The sequence below is a fragment of the Aquimarina pacifica genome, from assembly GCF_000520955.1.
Lineage (GTDB): Bacteria > Bacteroidota > Bacteroidia > Flavobacteriales > Flavobacteriaceae > Aquimarina > Aquimarina pacifica.
This window is the reverse complement of sequence record NZ_JACC01000035.1, coordinates 1-18,078: the sequence shown is the minus strand read 5'-3', so window position 1 is coordinate 18,078 and position 18,078 is coordinate 1. Positions and strand designations below refer to the sequence as shown.

The 18,078-nt window shown below is 34.6% G+C and carries 14 protein-coding genes; 8 read left to right on the top strand and 6 right to left on the bottom strand.

Features of this window, described 5'->3' with window-relative positions; genetic code table 11:
• Nucleotides 1–52 precede the first annotated feature (52 nt).
• From porN to topA, 6 genes are all read right to left on the bottom strand, one after another.
• On the bottom strand, nucleotides 53–943 hold the full coding sequence (gene porN, locus DZ60_RS0115950) for a type IX secretion system ring subunit PorN/GldN (RefSeq protein ID WP_025743041.1): 891 nt from the start codon (nucleotides 941–943) through the stop codon (nucleotides 53–55).
• A 22-nt stretch (nucleotides 944–965) separates the two neighbouring features.
• A complete protein-coding gene (porM, locus tag DZ60_RS0115945) occupies nucleotides 966–2,513 on the bottom strand; it encodes a type IX secretion system motor protein PorM/GldM (RefSeq protein ID WP_025743040.1) in 1,548 nt (515 codons plus the stop codon).
• A gap of 63 nt (nucleotides 2,514–2,576) precedes the next feature.
• Complete coding sequence (porL, locus tag DZ60_RS0115940; protein WP_025743039.1) at nucleotides 2,577–3,203, bottom strand: type IX secretion system motor protein PorL/GldL; 627 nt, start codon at nucleotides 3,201–3,203, stop codon at nucleotides 2,577–2,579.
• A 78-nt stretch (nucleotides 3,204–3,281) separates the two neighbouring features.
• On the bottom strand, nucleotides 3,282–4,655 hold the full coding sequence (gene porK / locus DZ60_RS0115935) for a T9SS ring complex lipoprotein PorK/GldK (protein WP_025743038.1): 1,374 nt from the start codon (nucleotides 4,653–4,655) through the stop codon (nucleotides 3,282–3,284).
• Nucleotides 4,656–4,766: 111 nt separating this feature from the next.
• Complete coding sequence (locus DZ60_RS0115930; protein WP_025743037.1) at nucleotides 4,767–5,930, bottom strand: formimidoylglutamase; 1,164 nt, start codon at nucleotides 5,928–5,930, stop codon at nucleotides 4,767–4,769.
• A gap of 2 nt (nucleotides 5,931–5,932) precedes the next feature.
• Entirely contained in the window at nucleotides 5,933–8,437 is a 2,505-nt protein-coding gene (topA, locus tag DZ60_RS0115925; RefSeq protein WP_025743036.1) for a type I DNA topoisomerase, read from the bottom strand.
• A 238-nt stretch (nucleotides 8,438–8,675) separates the two neighbouring features.
• Here topA and miaB point away from each other — a divergent pair, with 238 nt between their 5' ends.
• The 8 genes from miaB to DZ60_RS23230 all read left to right on the top strand — a co-directional run.
• On the top strand, nucleotides 8,676–10,121 hold the full coding sequence (gene miaB / locus DZ60_RS0115920; RefSeq protein ID WP_025743035.1) for a tRNA (N6-isopentenyl adenosine(37)-C2)-methylthiotransferase MiaB: 1,446 nt from the start codon (nucleotides 8,676–8,678) through the stop codon (nucleotides 10,119–10,121).
• 97 nt (nucleotides 10,122–10,218) lie between these two features.
• A complete protein-coding gene (locus DZ60_RS0115915) occupies nucleotides 10,219–11,487 on the top strand; it encodes a sigma-54 interaction domain-containing protein (protein WP_025743034.1) in 1,269 nt (422 codons plus the stop codon).
• 3 nt (nucleotides 11,488–11,490) lie between these two features.
• On the top strand, nucleotides 11,491–11,997 hold the full coding sequence (gene lptE / locus DZ60_RS0115910) for an LPS assembly lipoprotein LptE (protein WP_025743033.1): 507 nt from the start codon (nucleotides 11,491–11,493) through the stop codon (nucleotides 11,995–11,997).
• A 58-nt stretch (nucleotides 11,998–12,055) separates the two neighbouring features.
• Entirely contained in the window at nucleotides 12,056–13,015 is a 960-nt protein-coding gene (locus tag DZ60_RS0115905) for a hypothetical protein (protein WP_025743032.1), read from the top strand.
• Nucleotides 13,016–13,022: 7 nt separating this feature from the next.
• On the top strand, nucleotides 13,023–13,349 hold the full coding sequence (gene secG / locus DZ60_RS23235) for a preprotein translocase subunit SecG (RefSeq protein WP_025743031.1): 327 nt from the start codon (nucleotides 13,023–13,025) through the stop codon (nucleotides 13,347–13,349).
• A 150-nt stretch (nucleotides 13,350–13,499) separates the two neighbouring features.
• The gene (locus DZ60_RS0115895) at nucleotides 13,500–13,775 is read left to right on the top strand and encodes a co-chaperone GroES (protein ID WP_025743030.1); all 276 of its coding nucleotides are present in this window, start codon (nucleotides 13,500–13,502) and stop codon (nucleotides 13,773–13,775) included.
• 109 nt (nucleotides 13,776–13,884) lie between these two features.
• The gene (gene groL / locus DZ60_RS0115890; RefSeq protein WP_025743029.1) at nucleotides 13,885–15,525 is read left to right on the top strand and encodes a chaperonin GroEL; all 1,641 of its coding nucleotides are present in this window, start codon (nucleotides 13,885–13,887) and stop codon (nucleotides 15,523–15,525) included.
• A 208-nt stretch (nucleotides 15,526–15,733) separates the two neighbouring features.
• A partial coding sequence (locus DZ60_RS23230) for a tetratricopeptide repeat protein (protein WP_034229907.1) occupies nucleotides 15,734–18,078 on the top strand: 2,345 nt, incomplete at its 3' end.

Sequence of the window (18,078 nt, the reverse complement as noted above, 5' to 3'; positions counted from 1 at the left end):
ACGCCCAACAAGTATGTTGGGCGTTTATATCTTATCTTAAAATATACAGAATTTAATAACTCCACATATCCATTTCAAAATTTCGTATACTCTCTTTTATCCTCTCACTCTCCAGAAGTTGCATTAAAGCATTGTCAACGACATAATCCTTAATTTCACGGTCACCCTGAATGTTATCTTCTTTATAGATTACAGAGCTAAATCGTCTTGCATTAAGAATATGATCATATGTAAAAGGCATAGAAGTATTTTTTCTATTAAAAGCCGCTGCATTGTGAAGCATTTCTCTAGCATCAGGATACCAAACCCAGAATAAAGGAACCATATCTGGCTCATCATCATCGATAAAGTTAACATCAGGAGCAACTGGTGCTAATCCTAACAATCTGTATCTTAATTCTCCTTGACGCTTATCAAAATACCAGTATCCTCTAATTCGATATTCTGAGATATCAGCAGAAGTAATGTCTCTCCTATTGATATATTGAGGATCTACCGTTTCACCAGCATTGTATTGCTCATATCCTAAATCAGTTGTATCGATCTTAGACATTGTAGACTCTAAATCCTGAAATGTACGTGTTTCTGTAAAATATGAATCCGAATAAATATTCTTGATTTTTCCGTTTTTGATATTACCCACTAAAACATCGTATAAAGATCGACGATTAGCACCGATATTGTTAGTATCAATAGGATAGTATAATGGGAAATTTATTCTTTCATCTAGATCAATCGTTTCCCACGTTGTCTTAGCCCATAATACGTCACGTTTATCTACATAACCATATTCTAATGGCTTATCATTATCAGCCATGATTTGCTCCTCAGTCTTACGCCCAATCTCATCTGGGTTATCGGCATTTAGAATATTTTCTTGCCCATAAGAAAGTGTTGAAACCACAACGGTTAAAACGGTTAATACAAAACTTCTCAAATTCATAATCATCATAGTAGGTTTTTTATTAATTTGTTAGCTCTACGATAACTGGGGATATTTTTTTCAATTTATATCCTGCATTAGTAGTCAGCTGGGCCTTGATATCGATAATTTGTACCGAAGAACCTCTTTTTGCCTTTCGTAGCGCTGATTTAGCTTTAGAGTTAAGTCGACCTCCGTTAACACTAACTGTAGGTTGACCTTCTACCTTAAACTTAAATCCTGTTACTTTTAATTTAATATCAAAATCAAAATCTGGTAAAATAGCACCAATTGATGAAATCTCTAATGCATTTCTTTGCATTTTGATAGACCCATCTTCTCCTCTTACAGTCCCTACAGGTCTTGGGATATCTTTAATTCTAAATTTCTTACTATCACTAACAACAGTACCATTTGCAAGTTTACCACTTACTTTAATGTTAACTTCACGTGCTCTTACTGTAGTAACATTCATCACATATTTACCAGCTCCACTTAATTTCTTTATACCAGGAGCAGACGCACTTACATTAGGTACACCAGGGATAGAAATAGTCATCGGGTTATTTACACCTCGATATACTACATTCATTTTATCCGCAGAAATAACCGCTGAATTTGGTCTTGGTATTACTGTATATGAACTTTTTATTGGTATAGTGACTGTAGAATCTCCTTCTTTAAATTCTAACTCTCCTTTTACATCTCTTTCTCCAACATTACCTGCTGGGAAATCAAGCATAATCTGTCCGTTTTGAACTTCTGTTTGCTCTTTTCCGTTCACCATTACTTTTGTAGGCTTCAGTGTAGCATCAAAACGTCCTAGAACGATTCTTCCTTTAAACTTCTCTCCACTAAAGAAAGCCGTTTTATCTGCAACCACGATAGCTTCGTAATTACTAAAAGATAATTCTGATGCTTGTTGTCCTGCAAGTAAAGCTGACAATACTTTACTTTCAGTTGTTTTAACATCTGCCTGCATTTGTGTAAGCTTGGTCAAAGAAGCTACTAAAGGAAAACCTTCAAAATTATAGTTTAACCAGTCTTTAGAAACACCTGCTCTATCTTTTACTTTTTCGGTACTAAATGTAGTTTCTACATCAGTAGCAACTTGAGGGTCCACTTCTTTTACAGAACGAATCGCAGTAACAACACCATCCCTGTAAGTAGCAATCTTACTTAAAAACTCAGTAGCTGCTGCTGTAGTTTTTCCTCCTTCAAAAAATTTGGTATCCAAAGCATCGGGCTTATCCATAGTCTCATAATCTGTAGGATCATCAGCTGTTTCCAGAATTTCTGTCTTTATTTGCTCTACATAAGCGTTGAATTCATTAGAAAAGCTACTAATTTCATCCGCTTTTTGTTTTAGTGGTGTATATTTTTCAGGTTGCTCAGTAACTTTTTCTGCCAGACCCGCCATAAATGCACCGTTTCTTTCAGTTGCAATAGCATTTGCCGAAGCCAACTTCTCATTCATCAATCCGAATGCAGATAGCACTTCTTTTGACATATTTAATGCCATCATTGCTATAAATACCAAGTACATCAGATTAATCATCTTCTGCCTTGGTGATAATTTTCCTCCTGCCATATTTTTAAATTTTGGTAGTTATTATGTTAGTATATGTTTAATTGATATGATATGTGTTATAAACTAGCTTTTATTCATAGCACTTAACATACCACCATATACTCCATTTAGAGAGGATAAGTTACTAGCAAGACTTTCCATTTGTTCTTTAAGCTTCGTTGCATTTTCTGCAATAGCTTGATTCGCCTCTGCTTGAGAAGCTGAAGACTCTAACTGTACCTTATAAAGACTATTAAGAGATTCTAATTGCGTTGCCGCCTTAGCCATTTCTTCACTATATTTTTTCTGACCCTGAATAGAATCGATAGTAGGAGAAATTCCTTTTGCAGCTCCTTCAAAATTACGGATACTCTCTCCTAAACTACTCATCAAACTAGAATCTACTCTTGCTTCTTTTAACATATCATCTAATTTCTTAGATAATAAACCTTCTGGAGTTGTATCTGCTTTTTTATCTTTTTTATTTCCTCCTGATAATTCTGGGTATACTAAAGACCAATCTAATTCGTCATCTACAGGTTCGAATGCAGAAACAGTAAATACTAATGCTTCTGTTACAAGACCTATAATTAGCATTTCGTTACCAAAGGGCCAGTGCATAATCTTAAAAAGTGCACCTAATATTACTACGGCCGCTCCGAGACCGTATACCATATTCATTAATTTCTTGCTTGCTTTTGAATTTGCCATAATAAATTTTTTTGTTTTTTAAATCTTAGTTTTAAAAAATAAGGTTAGTAATTAAGTTGATAGAAATTTTGGGACGTATTATTTTTGATTCTGAGTGTTATCTTCTCCAGTAACGTCAGTACCCATGTAATCCTGAACGGTTCTAAATCCGATATAACTCCTTGCTGAATCAGCGTATTCGTAATCTCTTGTGCTTACTTGTAGGAAATAAGCAACATCTTTCCAAGACCCTCCACGAACAACTTTTCGTTTATTGTCATCATCATTAACATTTGGGTTCATTGATGAAACATATTCGTATGCCGCAGGATCATAGGATGACTGTACCCATTCTGAAACATTCCCCGCCATGTTATAAAGATTATAATCATTCGCGTCAAATGTTTTAGCTTCTACAGTATATAAGAAGTTATCTGCAGCGTAATTACCTCTTAAAGGTTTGAAATTAGCTAAGAAACAACCTCGATCGTTTAAAGCATATGGACCACCCCAAGGATAGGTAGCAGACTCAAGACCTCCTCTTGCCGCATACTCCCATTCTGCCTCTGTTGGCAATCTAAAATAGTTTACAAATTCTTTTCCTTTCTTTTTCTGAAAAGTATTTTTCTCTATGGTTCTCCATCTACAGAAGGCTTTCGCTTGTTCCCAAGATACACCTACTACAGGATAATCATCATATGCACTGTGCCAGAAATAGTCATTGTGCATAGGTTCGTTGTAAGAGTAATTAAAATCCTTGATCCATACGGTTGTATCAGGATATACTTCAATTACCTCTTCTTTAACAAAGTCTTTTCTACCACCCTTTTTCGCACGAGCTGCAGCCTGAATATCCATCCATGTAAATCTGAATTCGAATTTACTCACATCTAACGTACGTCTTCCGTTGTAAGACTCTTCTAAAGGAATATACATAGTATCCATTACCTCTGCATAGAATTCATCTGGGTAATCTTCGATGTCCCACTCAATATCAATATCCTTATTAAGTGCTCTACCTTCATAACCTGTTTCTCCTGTACCACTATAGTTGTCGTACATATATTTTTCGTAAACGGTCATGTTCTCGGTATCTGCGTCTAAGAAAGCATACTCTCCGATACCATCGTCTCCAGGAGTTTTTCCTAATTCATCGGCCATTATTGCCAATCGCATTCTTATTACAGAATCACGTACCCAAGTAACGAATTGTCGATACTCACTATTGGTTATTTCTGTTTCGTCCATATAAAAAGAACGAACAGTAACCATTCTTGTTGGGGCATTTGCAATTGCCGCTTTGTCATCATCAGACTTACCCATTATAAACGATCCTCCGGGGATGAGGGCCATTCCATATGGTTTCTGCGGGTGCCATTTTTTTCCTTGTGCTCCAACCAGTTCTCCACGGTTTCCTCCGCCACAACTGTAAAGCATTGCTAAAATAGCAAAGAATAATACAAATTTCTTCATAATGTGTTTTAGGTTAAGATCTTCAAAGATTTAAGGACGTAAACCTATTTATTTATTTCCAGAAAAGCAATTTTTTTCCAAAAAAAACCTTAAATCTCCCTAATAAAAATGTTAAACTTCGTTTTTTCGTTTTGCTTTATACCATCTTTCAGGTATTTCTTGATTACAAGCTCGCTCATAATCGTTGTATGTGCAAGGTAATAACGTGTGTCTTTTCAATTTATTATTGCCAGATGAAATAAAAGGTATCTCTATCCACCAACGTCCTGTCTTAGGACTTTTATAAAAAGACAAAATTTCACCGTCTACAGGCACATTATAATGCAGCGTACTTTCTAAGTTTTTTATAGTTAGCTCATTAGACCTAAAGTTAACACCTTCTATAAAATACCAAATAATTTGGGCAACTAACAAAGCCGTTGTTTCTTCACCCTTAAAATTTTTAAATTCATAAACTCCAAAGCTTTTAACTTTGTCACTTATTCCGGCATATCTCGAAATTGCGCAAATCTCACGCCCATCAAAACCATTAGGAGAAATTACTGCTCCGTTTAAGCTGGCAGCAGTCATAACACCCAAATCAATAGAAACAATATCTGCATCACGCATTATAGGCTCAACAATAGTAATATCAGAAATAACTTCACCTAAGCGATATGCATCAAAATATAGTTTTTCAATAAGATCTATTTCTTCCTGAGAATTAAAATATGTTTGGTATCCTATATTACTATAGTTAAAAAGATTGTATGGTTTTTCAACAATAATTTTTCCAACAAAGGATGTATTCGTAATAGGCTGTGAAGAATCTCCGAGATCAAACCTACTATCCACGTTCGCCAAATTAACCATTCGCTCTAAGACATCGAATGCGCGATATTGCGCATACACCAAATCTTGGCTACCCCCGAGAACAACAGGAATAATATCCTTTTTCAATAAGTCTGACAATACTTCTTGAGCCAAATAATAAGTATCACTTACTTCATTACCCGGCCGAATATCTCCTAAATCTATAATATTAGAATCCCAATTACCTGGAAATAATTCATATAAAGATTTCCGTATCGAATCAAAACATAATCCTTCTCCTAAAAAATTGGTGTCGTTCCTATTTTCTTGAATTCCGATAATCGCAATATTAACGTTCTCAATATCCGGAACTCCCTCTTTGGTTGTATGAATTTTAATTTGTTTTCCTAAAGAAAATTCAGGAAGCAACTTCGTATGTGCTACGATTAAATCACTAACTGGCACAAGAAATTCAAACGACATAATTATTTCTTTTTAGCTGTCTTTTTTGTGGTCTTCTTTTTTGCTGCGGGTTTTTTCTTAGGTGCATTTTTTTCAATTATAGCCTTCACTTTATCTAGTGTCAACTTAGAAGCATCTACTGTTTTAGGTAATTCTATTTTAATCTTACCTTTTATCACATTGCTTCTTCCCCATCTTGCCTTTTCTACACGTATCCCTTCTTCTTCCCAGTTATGAAGAACCTTATCAATTTCTTTTTGCTTCTTTTCTTCTATAAGTGTTACAATATCTGTATCTGAAAGGTTATCAAAATCATACTTTTTATTGACATTGATAAACATCCCATTCCATTTTATAAAAGGACCGAATCGCCCGGTTCCTTTTTGCACAGGAAGATTCTCATAAGTATATATAGGTGCATCAGCTTTCTCTTTGGCATCAATAAGCACTATGGCTCTATCCAAAGATGTACTTAATGGATCTTCTCCTTTCTCTAAAGAAACAAACTTTTCTCCAAAACGTACATAGGGTCCAAATCTACCATTATTAACTATGATAGTTTCTCCTTTATATTCTCCTAACTCTTTGGGCAATTGAAATAAATCCATTGCTTCCTCAAAAGTAATCCCACTTAACGTCTGTCCAGGTGACAAGCTTGCAAAACGAGGCTTATCCTCATCTTCTACACTTCCTATTTGAACCATAGGACCAAACTTCCCTAAACGAACACTAACAGGTTTTCCTGTTGCAGGGTCTTTTCCTAAAACACGCTCTCCTACTTCTCGTTCGGCATTCTGGGCTACCTCTTCTACTCTTGGATGAAATTCATCATAAAATGTTTTCATTACCTGAGTCCAATCTTCCTGACCCTCTGCAATTTCATCAAAATCTTGCTCGACTTTTGCTGTAAAATTATAATCAAGAATTCCAGAAAAATGATTCACCAGAAAATCATTGACTACCATCCCAACATCTGTAGGAATCAATTTACCCTTGTCGCTACCTACTTTTTCTGACAAATCCTTCTTTTCGATCGTATCTCCCGAAAGAATCATCTGCACATAGTTACGCTCTTCTCCATCTTTGGAACCCTTAACAACATATTTCCTATTTTGAATCGTAGAAATTGTTGGCGCGTATGTAGAAGGTCTCCCGATCCCTAATTCCTCTAATTTTTTTACCAATGAAGCTTCGGTGAAACGCCCTGGTGGTCGCGTAAATCGTTCTGTTGCAGAAATGTAATTATTAAACATCGGTTCCTGCACTTTCATCGCAGGCAAAATCCCCTCTTGCTCTTCATCTTCATCGTCATTACCCTCTAAATACACCTTTAAAAAACCTTCGAACTTAATAACTTCTCCATTAGCGGTGAATTGTTCTTTATGTGTATTTGCCGCAATGCGAACATTTGTTCTTTCTAGCTTAGCATCACTCATTTGCGATGCAATAGCCCGTTTCCAGATCAACTCATACAAACGCTGTTGATCATATTCTAAATTATTTATAGAATGTCTAGAAAAATCAGTAGGACGAACAGCTTCATGAGCTTCTTGTGCTCCTTTAGACTTCCCTTTGTACTGCCTTGGGTTACTATACTCACTGCCGTAAGCCGAATCAATTTCTGCTTTTGCACCTTTCTGTGCTTCAACAGATAAATTCACACTATCAGTTCTCATGTACGTAATCAATCCCGCTTCATACAACCGTTGCGCCATGGTCATTGTTTTACTTACAGAAAAATACAATTTCCTCGAAGCTTCTTGTTGTAATGTCGATGTTGTAAATGGCGGTGCTGGTGATTTTTTCGCAGGTTTTGTTGTAAGATCAGCTACTTTAAAAGAAGCTCCTATATTTTTTCTTAAAAATTCTTCTGCTTCTTCTTTCGTTTTAAAGTTTTTAGGAAGTTTAGCCTTTACTGTTTTCCCTGCTTGATTCGAGAATTCGGCATCTACCCTATAAGAAGCTTCTGGTTTAAAACCTAACACATCACGTTCACGCTCTACGATTAGGCGTACCGAAACGGACTGCACTCTTCCTGCAGATAAACCTCCTTTTACTTTTCGCCAAAGTACTGGTGACAATTCATATCCAACTAAACGATCCAAAACTCGTCTTGCCTGTTGTGCATTGACTAAATTATAATCAATCGTACGTGGATTTTCTATTGCTTTGAGAATCGCATTTTTGGTTATCTCATGAAAAACTATACGCCGTGTCTTCTCTTTATCAAGTTTTAAAGTTTCTGCAAGGTGCCATGCAATCGCCTCTCCTTCACGGTCCTCATCACTAGCTAGCCAAACCATTTCTGCTTTCTTAGAAAGATCTTTTAGTTTTTTAACAACATCTTTCTTATCACTTGAGACAATATATTTTGGCTTAAAATCCCCTTCAACATCAACACCTAATTCTTTTGCCGGTAAGTCTGCAATATGTCCAAAACTGGATGCAACTTTATAATCTTTTCCAAGAAATTTCTCTATTGTTTTGGCCTTAGCAGGCGACTCTACAATCACTAAATTCTTAGCCATAATTGTTTAATTTGTGAGAACAAAAGTATATCAATTTTTTGATATCAAGATTCTTTATCAAAAAATTAGTTCAAAAAAAAAAGGAATCCTAAAGTACTTTTGCCAAAAAAACCGCTAGTCTTGAAAAAGTTTCGAAACCAAAATTTAATACTAAAAAAACCCATGACACTTTGTCATAAACCGGATTTAAAAGTATCTTTGCACACTATTTGCCCCCAATTATTAAGGAATTATCTATATGGAGAAGATTATTGATGAAAATATACAAGGACAGCCTCTCATCCTTGACCAGAATAAACAAAACCAGAGAAAACTTTTTATAGAGAGCTATGGTTGCCAAATGAATTTTAGCGATAGTGAAATCGTAGCTTCAATTTTGTCTAAAGAAGGTTTTAATACCACACAAAACCTTGAAGACGCAGATCTGGTACTGGTAAACACTTGTTCTATAAGAGAAAAAGCAGAACAAACCGTAAGGAAACGTTTAGAGAAATACAATGCCGTAAAGAGAATCAATCCTAAGATGAAGGTCGGAGTACTCGGATGTATGGCAGAACGTCTTAAAAGTAAGTTTCTCGAAGAAGAAAAAATAGTTGATCTTGTTGTTGGGCCAGATGCCTATAAAGATCTTCCTAATTTAATTGAAGAAGTTGATGCTGGTCGCAATGCGGTTAACGTTGTACTTTCTAAAGAAGAAACTTATGGAGATATAGCTCCTGTAAGATTACAAAGTAATGGCGTTTCAGCATTTGTATCTATCACTCGTGGTTGTGACAACATGTGTACATTTTGCGTAGTCCCTTTCACTCGAGGAAGAGAACGTAGTCGTGATCCGCAAAGTATCCTAAAAGAAATAGATGAATTAGTACAACAAAACTATAAAGAAATCACACTTCTGGGACAAAATGTAGATAGCTACTTATGGTATGGTGGTGGTCTTAAAAAAGATTTTGAAAAAGCTTCCGATTTTCAGAAAGCGACAGCAACTGATTTCGCCAAACTGCTTGACATGGTTGCGCAAAGTTATCCTAAACTACGTATACGATTTTCTACTTCTAATCCACAGGATATGACGCTGGATGTGATCAAAATAATGGCTAAACACAAAAACATCTGTAAACATATACATCTACCTATACAAAGTGGAAGTGACCGAATCTTGAAAGAGATGAATCGATTACACACTAGACAGGAATATATAGAATTGGTAGAAAACATTAAGGAAATCATTCCTGAATGCTCTATTACTCAAGATATGATTATAGGCTTCCCAACAGAGACTGAGGAAGATCACCAAGATACATTATCGCTTTTGAAACAGATTAAGTATGAGCATGGATATATGTATGCATATTCAGAAAGACCAGGAACCCTTGCCGAACGAAAACTAGAAGATGATGTCCCTGAAGAGATTAAAAAAAGACGATTAGCAGAAGTGATCGCCCTGCAACGAGAACATTGTAATTATCGTCATGAATCACTTATAGGACAAACCTTTGAGGTTCTTATAGAAAAAGAATCTAAAAAGTCGAATCAGCACTGGAGTGGCAGAACAACTAAAAATATAGTCGCCATATTTCCGAAAGAAATGTATGAGATCGGAGATTTTGTAATGGTGCATATTGAAGACTGTACAAGTGCCACTTTATTAGGAAAAGCAACAGGATACTCTGACAACAATTAAAAGTTCCTGACTTTTAAAATCAAAAACTAAAATGGATATTTTATTTAATAAAACATCGTCTAACCGCTTAAATCCCCGTATTATTGGGTAAAGGATTATGGAATCAGTACAAGCCACAAAACAGCGATTTGGCATTATAGGGAATGACCCTAAACTTAACCGTGCGGTCGAAAAATCTATTCAGGTTGCTCCTACAGACATTTCAGTTTTGGTAACTGGAGAAAGTGGTGTAGGAAAAGAAAGTATCCCGAAAATAATACATTCACTTTCGCATAGAAAACACGGAAAATTTATTGCCGTAAACTGCGGGGCAATTCCAGAAGGAACAATTGACAGTGAGCTTTTTGGTCATGAAAAAGGAGCATTTACCGGTGCTACCCAGACGAGAAATGGATATTTTGAAGTCGCCAATGGAGGAACTATATTTTTAGATGAAGTAGGAGAACTTCCGCTAACCACTCAAGTACGCCTACTTAGAGTATTAGAAAATGGAGAATTTATAAAAGTGGGCTCCTCAAAGGTTCAAAAGACAGACGTACGTATTGTAGCCGCTACTAATGTCAACATGTTCGAGGCTATAGAAAAAGGAAAGTTTAGAGAAGACCTATACTACCGCCTAAGCACTGTAGAAATCCTACTACCGCCCCTAAGAGAAAGAAAGGATGACATTCACTTACTTTTTAGAAAATTTGCTTCTGATTTTGCGACAAAATATAAAATGCCAACTATTCGTTTAAGTGATGAAGCTATTATCTTACTAGAAAAGTATCGCTGGAGCGGAAACATAAGACAATTACGCAACATTGCAGAACAAATCTCAGTCCTTGAACAAAATAGAACTATATCGGCTGCTTCTTTGCATGGATACCTACCAAATATCGGTCGCAATTTACCCGCCGTTGTATCCGAACAAAAAAAGGACAGTGATTTTAGTAACGAAAGAGAGATTTTATACAAAGTTCTTTTTGATATGAAAAGTGACCTTAATGATCTTAAAAAATTAACCATGGAGCTAATGCAAAGTGGTAATACACAACAAGTACAAAAAGACAATGAAGGACTAATTGAGAAAATATATAGCACCAAAGAAGAAGAGGAAATCCTTTTTGAAGAACCTGAGGTATCTAAGACTGAAATGTTACAGATTACTTCAACCCCTCCTTCTCCTTCGACACTAAAGGAAGATGACAAGTATCATTTTGCAGAAGAAATTGAGGAAGAAGAAACACTATCCCTTCATGACAAAGAACTCGAATTGATTAAAAAATCATTAGAACGTCATAAAGGAAAACGAAAAGCTGCTGCAGACGAATTAGGAATTAGTGAACGCACTTTATATCGAAAAATTAAACAATTTGACCTATAATTAATGAGGACAATAAAATCTATTACAATAGCAATTATCACGTTAGTGATATTTCAGGGATGTGGTATTTATTCTTTTAGCGGAATATCTATTTCTCCTGAAACTAAAACATTTCAGGTTAATTTTTTTCAGAATCAATCACCAAGAATTACACCCGGAGTAGATCAAACATTTACAAACCAATTACAGGATTTAATCCTTAACCAAACCAACCTTAGTTTAACTACATCTGGGGGAGATATCGTGTATGAAGGAGAAATAATACAAGATTATGTATCTCCGACTACAGCAACATCAGAGATAACTGCTGCCCAAAACCGTTTAACTATTGCTATTAATTTAAGGTTTTATGACTCAAAAGACAGTACAAAAGATCTAGATCAACGATTTTCTTTTTTCTTTGATTACCCTGCATCTTCGTCAGAAAATACAATAAGAGAGGAAGCTATGGAAATCATTTTTGAAAGAATAACACAAGATATGTTTAATGCCACTTTGGCTAGATGGTAACTATGCGACTAATTAATTTGACCTAAAACATCAACTATTTCTTGAAAATAAAAACAGATTGAAAACAACAGAGTTTACATACTTACTTCAAAACCCTACACAACTCAATAAAGAACAAACAAGTGAGCTTGAGCAACTCATTATTGCTTTTCCTTATTTTCAATCCGCGCGCTCCTTACTTTTAAAAGGCCTAAAAGACCAGGAAAGCTTCAGGTATAATCAAGAACTAAAAACCACAGCAGCTTACACCACAGATAGAAGTGTTTTGTTTGACTTTATAACTTCCCCAATTTTTAACCAAAATCTAAGTCTTGATAAGGAAGAAAAGAAAAACAAGTCTGACATTAAAGTCATCGAACCTAAAGAAATAATACCTGCAGAAGGAATAACAACAGAGCACAATGAACAGGTACAAGAAGATGATGCAAAAAAAACTCTTGATCCTTCATTTTTTGAAAGAATAAAAGAAAATGATACTCAGGAGCAACAGATAACAACAAGTTATAAAGAAGACGCATTACCTGAAAAAAATAATATAAAGGAAGAGAAAGGTGATAAAAATAACGTTTTAGAAAAAGACATTCACCCTGACACACCACTAGATTTTAACACAAAAGAAACTCATTCTTTTGCAGAATGGCTTAAACTAACTTCTTTGCATCCTATAAATCGTAAAGATGATCAGAAAACAAAGGTCAATTCTTCTGAAAATGAAGAAAAGAAAGCTCCAAAAACCTTAGAAACTAAAGACAAGTTCGAATTAATTGATGAGTTTATTTCTAATAATCCTAAGATCAAACCAGTCTCAAAAAGTGCGTCTATCCGTAATCTGGCAGAGAAGAATCTAATTCCTACGGATCAATTGATGACCGAAACACTAGCAAAAGTATATCTAGCTCAAAAAAATTATAAAAAGGCTATTCAAGCATACAATATATTAATTTTGAAAAATCCCGAAAAAAGTGGTTTCTTTGCAGACCAAATTCGAGCAATAAAGAAATTAAAAGAAAATAAATAACAATATAATGACAACATTCACAATATTTCTAATCTTAATAGTTATTGTATCTTTTCTACTGGTAGTAGTAATAATGGTACAAAACCCTAAAGGAGGTGGACTTTCTTCTTCTTTCGGTGGTGGAGGAACACAGCAATTAGGTGGTGTAAAAAAGACTACCGACTTTTTGGATAAAAGTACCTGGACACTTGCAACCTTATTATTAGTATTAATTTTACTATCTAATATTGACCTTATGAGTGGTAACGCTAGTCAAGAGTCAAAAGTAAACACTGATGATGTCCAAATAGAAACTCCAGTGACTCCTCCTGCAGGAGATGACACTAATGAGTAATATCTTTTAATAAAAACAATAAAAAAATGTCGACTTGTCATAAAGTCGGCATTTTTTATTTCAATTTGTCAGTAATGCCCCAGTGGCATAATTTCTGAAATAACATTTTTCAAATATTTCATTTTAATTTTAATAAAAAAACTAATCATAATGGGAGTAAATATCAAACCTCTTTCAGACCGTGTAGTTGTAGAGCCTCTTCCGGCAGAAACACAAACTGCATCAGGATTATTCATTCCTGATTCTGCTCAGGAAAAGCAGCAAAAAGGGAAAGTAGCTGCCGTAGGTAGTGGTAAAAAAGATCACGACATGACTGTTCAAGTTGGTGATACTGTATTATATGGTAAATATTCTGGCACAGAATTAAAATTAGACGGAAAAGATTATCTAATTATGCGTGAGGATGATATCCTTGCTATTGTATAAATAAATCATTTCATTTCTAGTATAAATTGAGCTATCCTAAAATTAGCTTTTTAAGTATTGATTAAAAAAATAAGATAGTATCAATTTAGAATAACACAAATTATAAAAAATGGCAAAAGACATAAAATTTGATATAGAAGCACGTGACGGTATCAAGCGCGGTGTAGATGCATTAGCGAATGCAGTAAAAGTAACTTTAGGGCCTAAAGGTCGTAATGTGATTATAAGTAAATCTTTTGGAGCCCCTACAGTAACTAAAGATGGTGTTTCTGTAGCCAAAGAAGTAGAATTAGAAGATGCTCTAGAAAATATGGGAGCACAAATGGTAAAAGAAGTAGCTTCTAAAACCAATGATCTTGCGGGTGACGGTACTACTACAGCTACTGTATTAGCACAAGCAATTGTAAAAGAAGGACTTAAAAATGTAGCTGCCGGTGCAAATCCTATGGATTTAAAGCGAGGGATTGACAAAGCGGTATTAGCCATTACAGAAGATCTTGAGAAGCAAACGAAAGAAGTAGGAGACTCTTCTGACAAAATCAAACAGGTTGCTGCAATTTCTGCTAATAATGACGAAACTATTGGTGATCTTATTGCTCAGGCTTTTGGTAAAGTTGGAAAAGAAGGTGTAATCACTGTAGAAGAAGCAAAAGGAACTGATACAACCGTTGATATTGTTGAAGGAATGCAATTTGACAGAGGATACCTTTCTCCATATTTTGTAACGAACAGCGAGAAGATGACCGCTGATCTTGAGACTCCATATATCTTGCTATATGACAAGAAGATCTCTGCAATGAAAGATCTTCTTCCAATACTTGAGCCTGTAGCACAAACAGGAAAACCATTATTAATTATTGCAGAAGATGTAGATGGTGAAGCATTAGCTACTCTTGTTGTCAACAAATTACGTGGAGCCTTAAAAATTGCTGCTGTAAAAGCACCTGGTTTTGGTGATAGACGTAAAGCAATGTTAGAGGATATAGCTATTCTAACTGGAGGGACTGTAATCTCTGAAGAACGCGGATTTACATTAGAAAATACAACAATAGAACATCTCGGTACTGCAGAAAAAGTAGCTATCGATAAAGATAACACTACTGTAGTTAACGGTGCTGGTGAGGAAGAATTGATCAAGAACAGAGTAAATCAAATCAAAGCTCAGATCGAAACGACTACCTCTGACTATGACAAAGAAAAACTACAAGAACGTTTGGCTAAATTAGCTGGCGGTGTAGCTGTATTGTATGTAGGTGCAGCTTCTGAAGTAGAAATGAAAGAAAAGAAAGATCGTGTAGATGATGCACTTCATGCTACTCGTGCAGCTGTAGAAGAAGGAATTGTTGCTGGTGGTGGTGTAGCTTTGGTAAGAGCTAAATCAGTTTTAGAAAAAGTAAAAACTGAAAATTCTGATGAGGCTACCGGAATCCAAATCGTAAATCGTGCAGTAGAAGCTCCATTGAGAACAATTGTAGAAAATGCTGGTGGAGAAGGTTCTGTAGTAATTTCTAAAGTATTAGAAGGTAAAAAAGATTTTGGATATGATGCTAAGTCAGAAGCCTATGTAGACATGCTTAAGGCTGGTATTATCGATCCTAAAAAAGTAACACGTGTTGCTCTTGAAAATGCTGCTTCGGTATCAGGAATGATTCTTACTACAGAGTGTGCTTTGGTAGATATTAAAGAAGATGCTCCGGCAGGAGGAGGTGGAATGCCACCAATGGGCGGAGGAATGCCAGGTATGATGTAGTGGTGAGCCACCACGGGCTCTTTATGAGCTTGTTTATGGAAAAAACTATTATTAAAAACCCTATCCAGAGAATTTTCTGGATAGGGTTTCATCTTTTTATTGGGTAATAGAATCAAATTAAAAATATTGCTTCTGTCTAAAAATAATATTCTAATTTTACCCAAGAGTCCTACCGTAAACATATTACAACCAACTAAACACTCAACTAATGAGGTTATTTCTAATTGGCATCCTATCGGTAATAGGATGTATCACCATTTCTGCACAAACCAAAAATGATACCCTGATTGCCTGGCAACACTATCAAAAAGCAGACTCGCTTTTCCTTACCAAAAATTATGAAGAATCTATTTATTTATTTGAAAAAGTTCTTCCTATTTATGAAAAAGCAAAAATCTGGGAACGTGTAGCCAAGTGCTATAACAAAATTTCTGAAAACCAATGGAGAGCACGAAAACTCGAAAAATCGCTAAAGAATTCAAAAAATGCTTTACGAATAAGTACCAAATATATGCCAAAAGATAATTTAGAAGAAGTAAATGCGTATGATAATTTAGGCCAATATTATAGAGGTAAAGCGAACTATAAAAAAGCGCTGGAATATCTGCTTCATTCATTAAAAATCAAAAAAAAAATATTTCCGAAGTATCATTATTATATTGCAAAGTCTTATTACAACTTAGGCTTTCTAAACGAAAAAATGCATAAGTATGATGAGGCAATTATATATTATGAAAAAGCTCTAGATATATTTTTAAAAGTAAGCGATGCTAAAGGGACTGATATAGCATACGTTTATAATAATTTGGGTAATATACACAGTACCCTAGAAAATCACGAAACTGCTATTAAGTATCATAAGAAAAGTTTATCCGCTACTATGGAGAGCTTAGAAAAAGACGACGTAAAACTAGCCCGAATTTACATTAATATTGGGATTATATATGAACAAATACAACAATTCGATGTAGCCCTAAACTACTACTTAAAAGCATTTCCAATACTCAAAAAACAGAATCATATTTTTGGTCTCAGCATTTTGTATAATAATATGGGAATCGTTTACGAGGATAAAAACCAAAATAAAAAAGCCTTAAATTATTTTAATCAAAGTTTAAGTTTGAAAAAAAAGATTTATGGGAATAATCATCCAATTCTAATAGAAACAGGCATCAATGTAGCAAATCTTCTTGAAGGTCTTAACCCCAAACAATCAATATCGTATTATAAAGAACTTCTAAAATTAAATGAAAATATTTTGGGTATCCAAAATCAAAACACGGCACTTATATATACTAATTTAGGAACCATATATCAAAAAAACAACGAATACAATACGGCAATTGATTACTATAAAAAATCATCTGAAATTTTAAAAACAATTTTCGATGAAAATCATTCTAGAATTATCAAAAACTACAATCATATTGGCGAGACATATAACTTAAATGGAGAACATAATTTAGCTTTTTATTTTTTTAATAAAAGTCTTAAGGCTTTGAAGAAAAAATCCAATGATGAAAATCACAAACTCAAATCTGCTTGTTATATCGGAATTGGCAAAGGTTTTTACATGCAAAATAGATACGAAGAAGCTATTTCTTATTATAACAAAGGTTTAAAATCTATTAGAAAAAAAGAATTAATAAAGAATGATTCTAATAATTTTGAAAGACACGATGCTAGTCTATTTTTAATTTTTTTACACAAAGCTAAGGCCCTACAAGAACTTTATAAAAAAGATCAAAATGTCAAAAATCTTGAACAAAGTATAGTACTATACAAAAAGTTAGATACTCTTGCTGATAATCTTAAAGTATCTTATCAAAATCGCAGGGACAAAATTACTTTTGCAGAACAAGCCAAAGAAATGTATGCAAATGCAATTTCTACCCATTTAACAAGCTATAGTATCACTAATAATGATACAATGCTTAAAAAAGCATTCTATTATAGCGGAAAAAGTAAATCTAATATTTTAAAAGATCTACTTCTGGATGCTAATGCAAAAAACTTCTCAGAAATACCAAAGGAAACTATAACATTGGAGACCTCATTAAAAGCTAACCGTGCTTTTTATCAATCACAGATCGCAGCAGAACAATCCAAAGACTCTATTGATAAAACCCGCATACAAGAATATGAAAGTAAATTGTTTGATGTTGGTCAAAGACAAGATTCTATAACTAAGGTTTTAGAGAGCAAATACCCAAAGTATTATCAACTCAAACATCAAAAAAATATAATTTCTAGTAAAGCAATACAACAAAAACTAGATAAACAAACGACAGTGTTAGAATTCTTTACAGCAGATACTATAACCTACGCATTTACTATTTCTAAACATGACGTCTCGGTTAAAGAACTTCATACCCCAAAGCTACAAGAAAACATTAATGCCCTTTATAACGATATCACTACAGTCCATAACAAAAATTACGTACACCTAGGTTACCAATTGCACAAAGAACTTATAGAACCTATAAAAAATAAGTTAGTGGGAGACAAACTCATTATTATACCTGATGGTCCTTTATGGCATCTTAATTTTGA

Excerpts from the sequence above, each read along its gene's own strand:
- porN (WP_025743041.1), bottom strand. The coding sequence starts at position 943 with ATGAATTTGAGAAGTTTTGTATTAACCGTTTTAACCGTTGTGGTTTCA.
- DZ60_RS0115930 (WP_025743037.1), bottom strand. The coding sequence starts at position 5,930 with ATGTCGTTTGAATTTCTTGTGCCAGTTAGTGATTTAATCGTAGCACAT.
- porK (WP_025743038.1), bottom strand. The coding sequence starts at position 4,655 with ATGAAGAAATTTGTATTATTCTTTGCTATTTTAGCAATGCTTTACAGT.
- topA (WP_025743036.1), bottom strand. The coding sequence starts at position 8,437 with ATGGCTAAGAATTTAGTGATTGTAGAGTCGCCTGCTAAGGCCAAAACA.
- porL (WP_025743039.1), bottom strand. The coding sequence starts at position 3,203 with ATGGCAAATTCAAAAGCAAGCAAGAAATTAATGAATATGGTATACGGT.
- secG (WP_025743031.1), top strand. The coding sequence starts at position 13,023 with ATGACAACATTCACAATATTTCTAATCTTAATAGTTATTGTATCTTTT.
- DZ60_RS0115915 (WP_025743034.1), top strand. The coding sequence starts at position 10,219 with ATGGAATCAGTACAAGCCACAAAACAGCGATTTGGCATTATAGGGAAT.
- porM (WP_025743040.1), bottom strand. The coding sequence starts at position 2,513 with ATGGCAGGAGGAAAATTATCACCAAGGCAGAAGATGATTAATCTGATG.
- DZ60_RS0115895 (WP_025743030.1), top strand. The coding sequence starts at position 13,500 with ATGGGAGTAAATATCAAACCTCTTTCAGACCGTGTAGTTGTAGAGCCT.
- lptE (WP_025743033.1), top strand. The coding sequence starts at position 11,491 with ATGAGGACAATAAAATCTATTACAATAGCAATTATCACGTTAGTGATA.
- miaB (WP_025743035.1), top strand. The coding sequence starts at position 8,676 with ATGGAGAAGATTATTGATGAAAATATACAAGGACAGCCTCTCATCCTT.
- groL (WP_025743029.1), top strand. The coding sequence starts at position 13,885 with ATGGCAAAAGACATAAAATTTGATATAGAAGCACGTGACGGTATCAAG.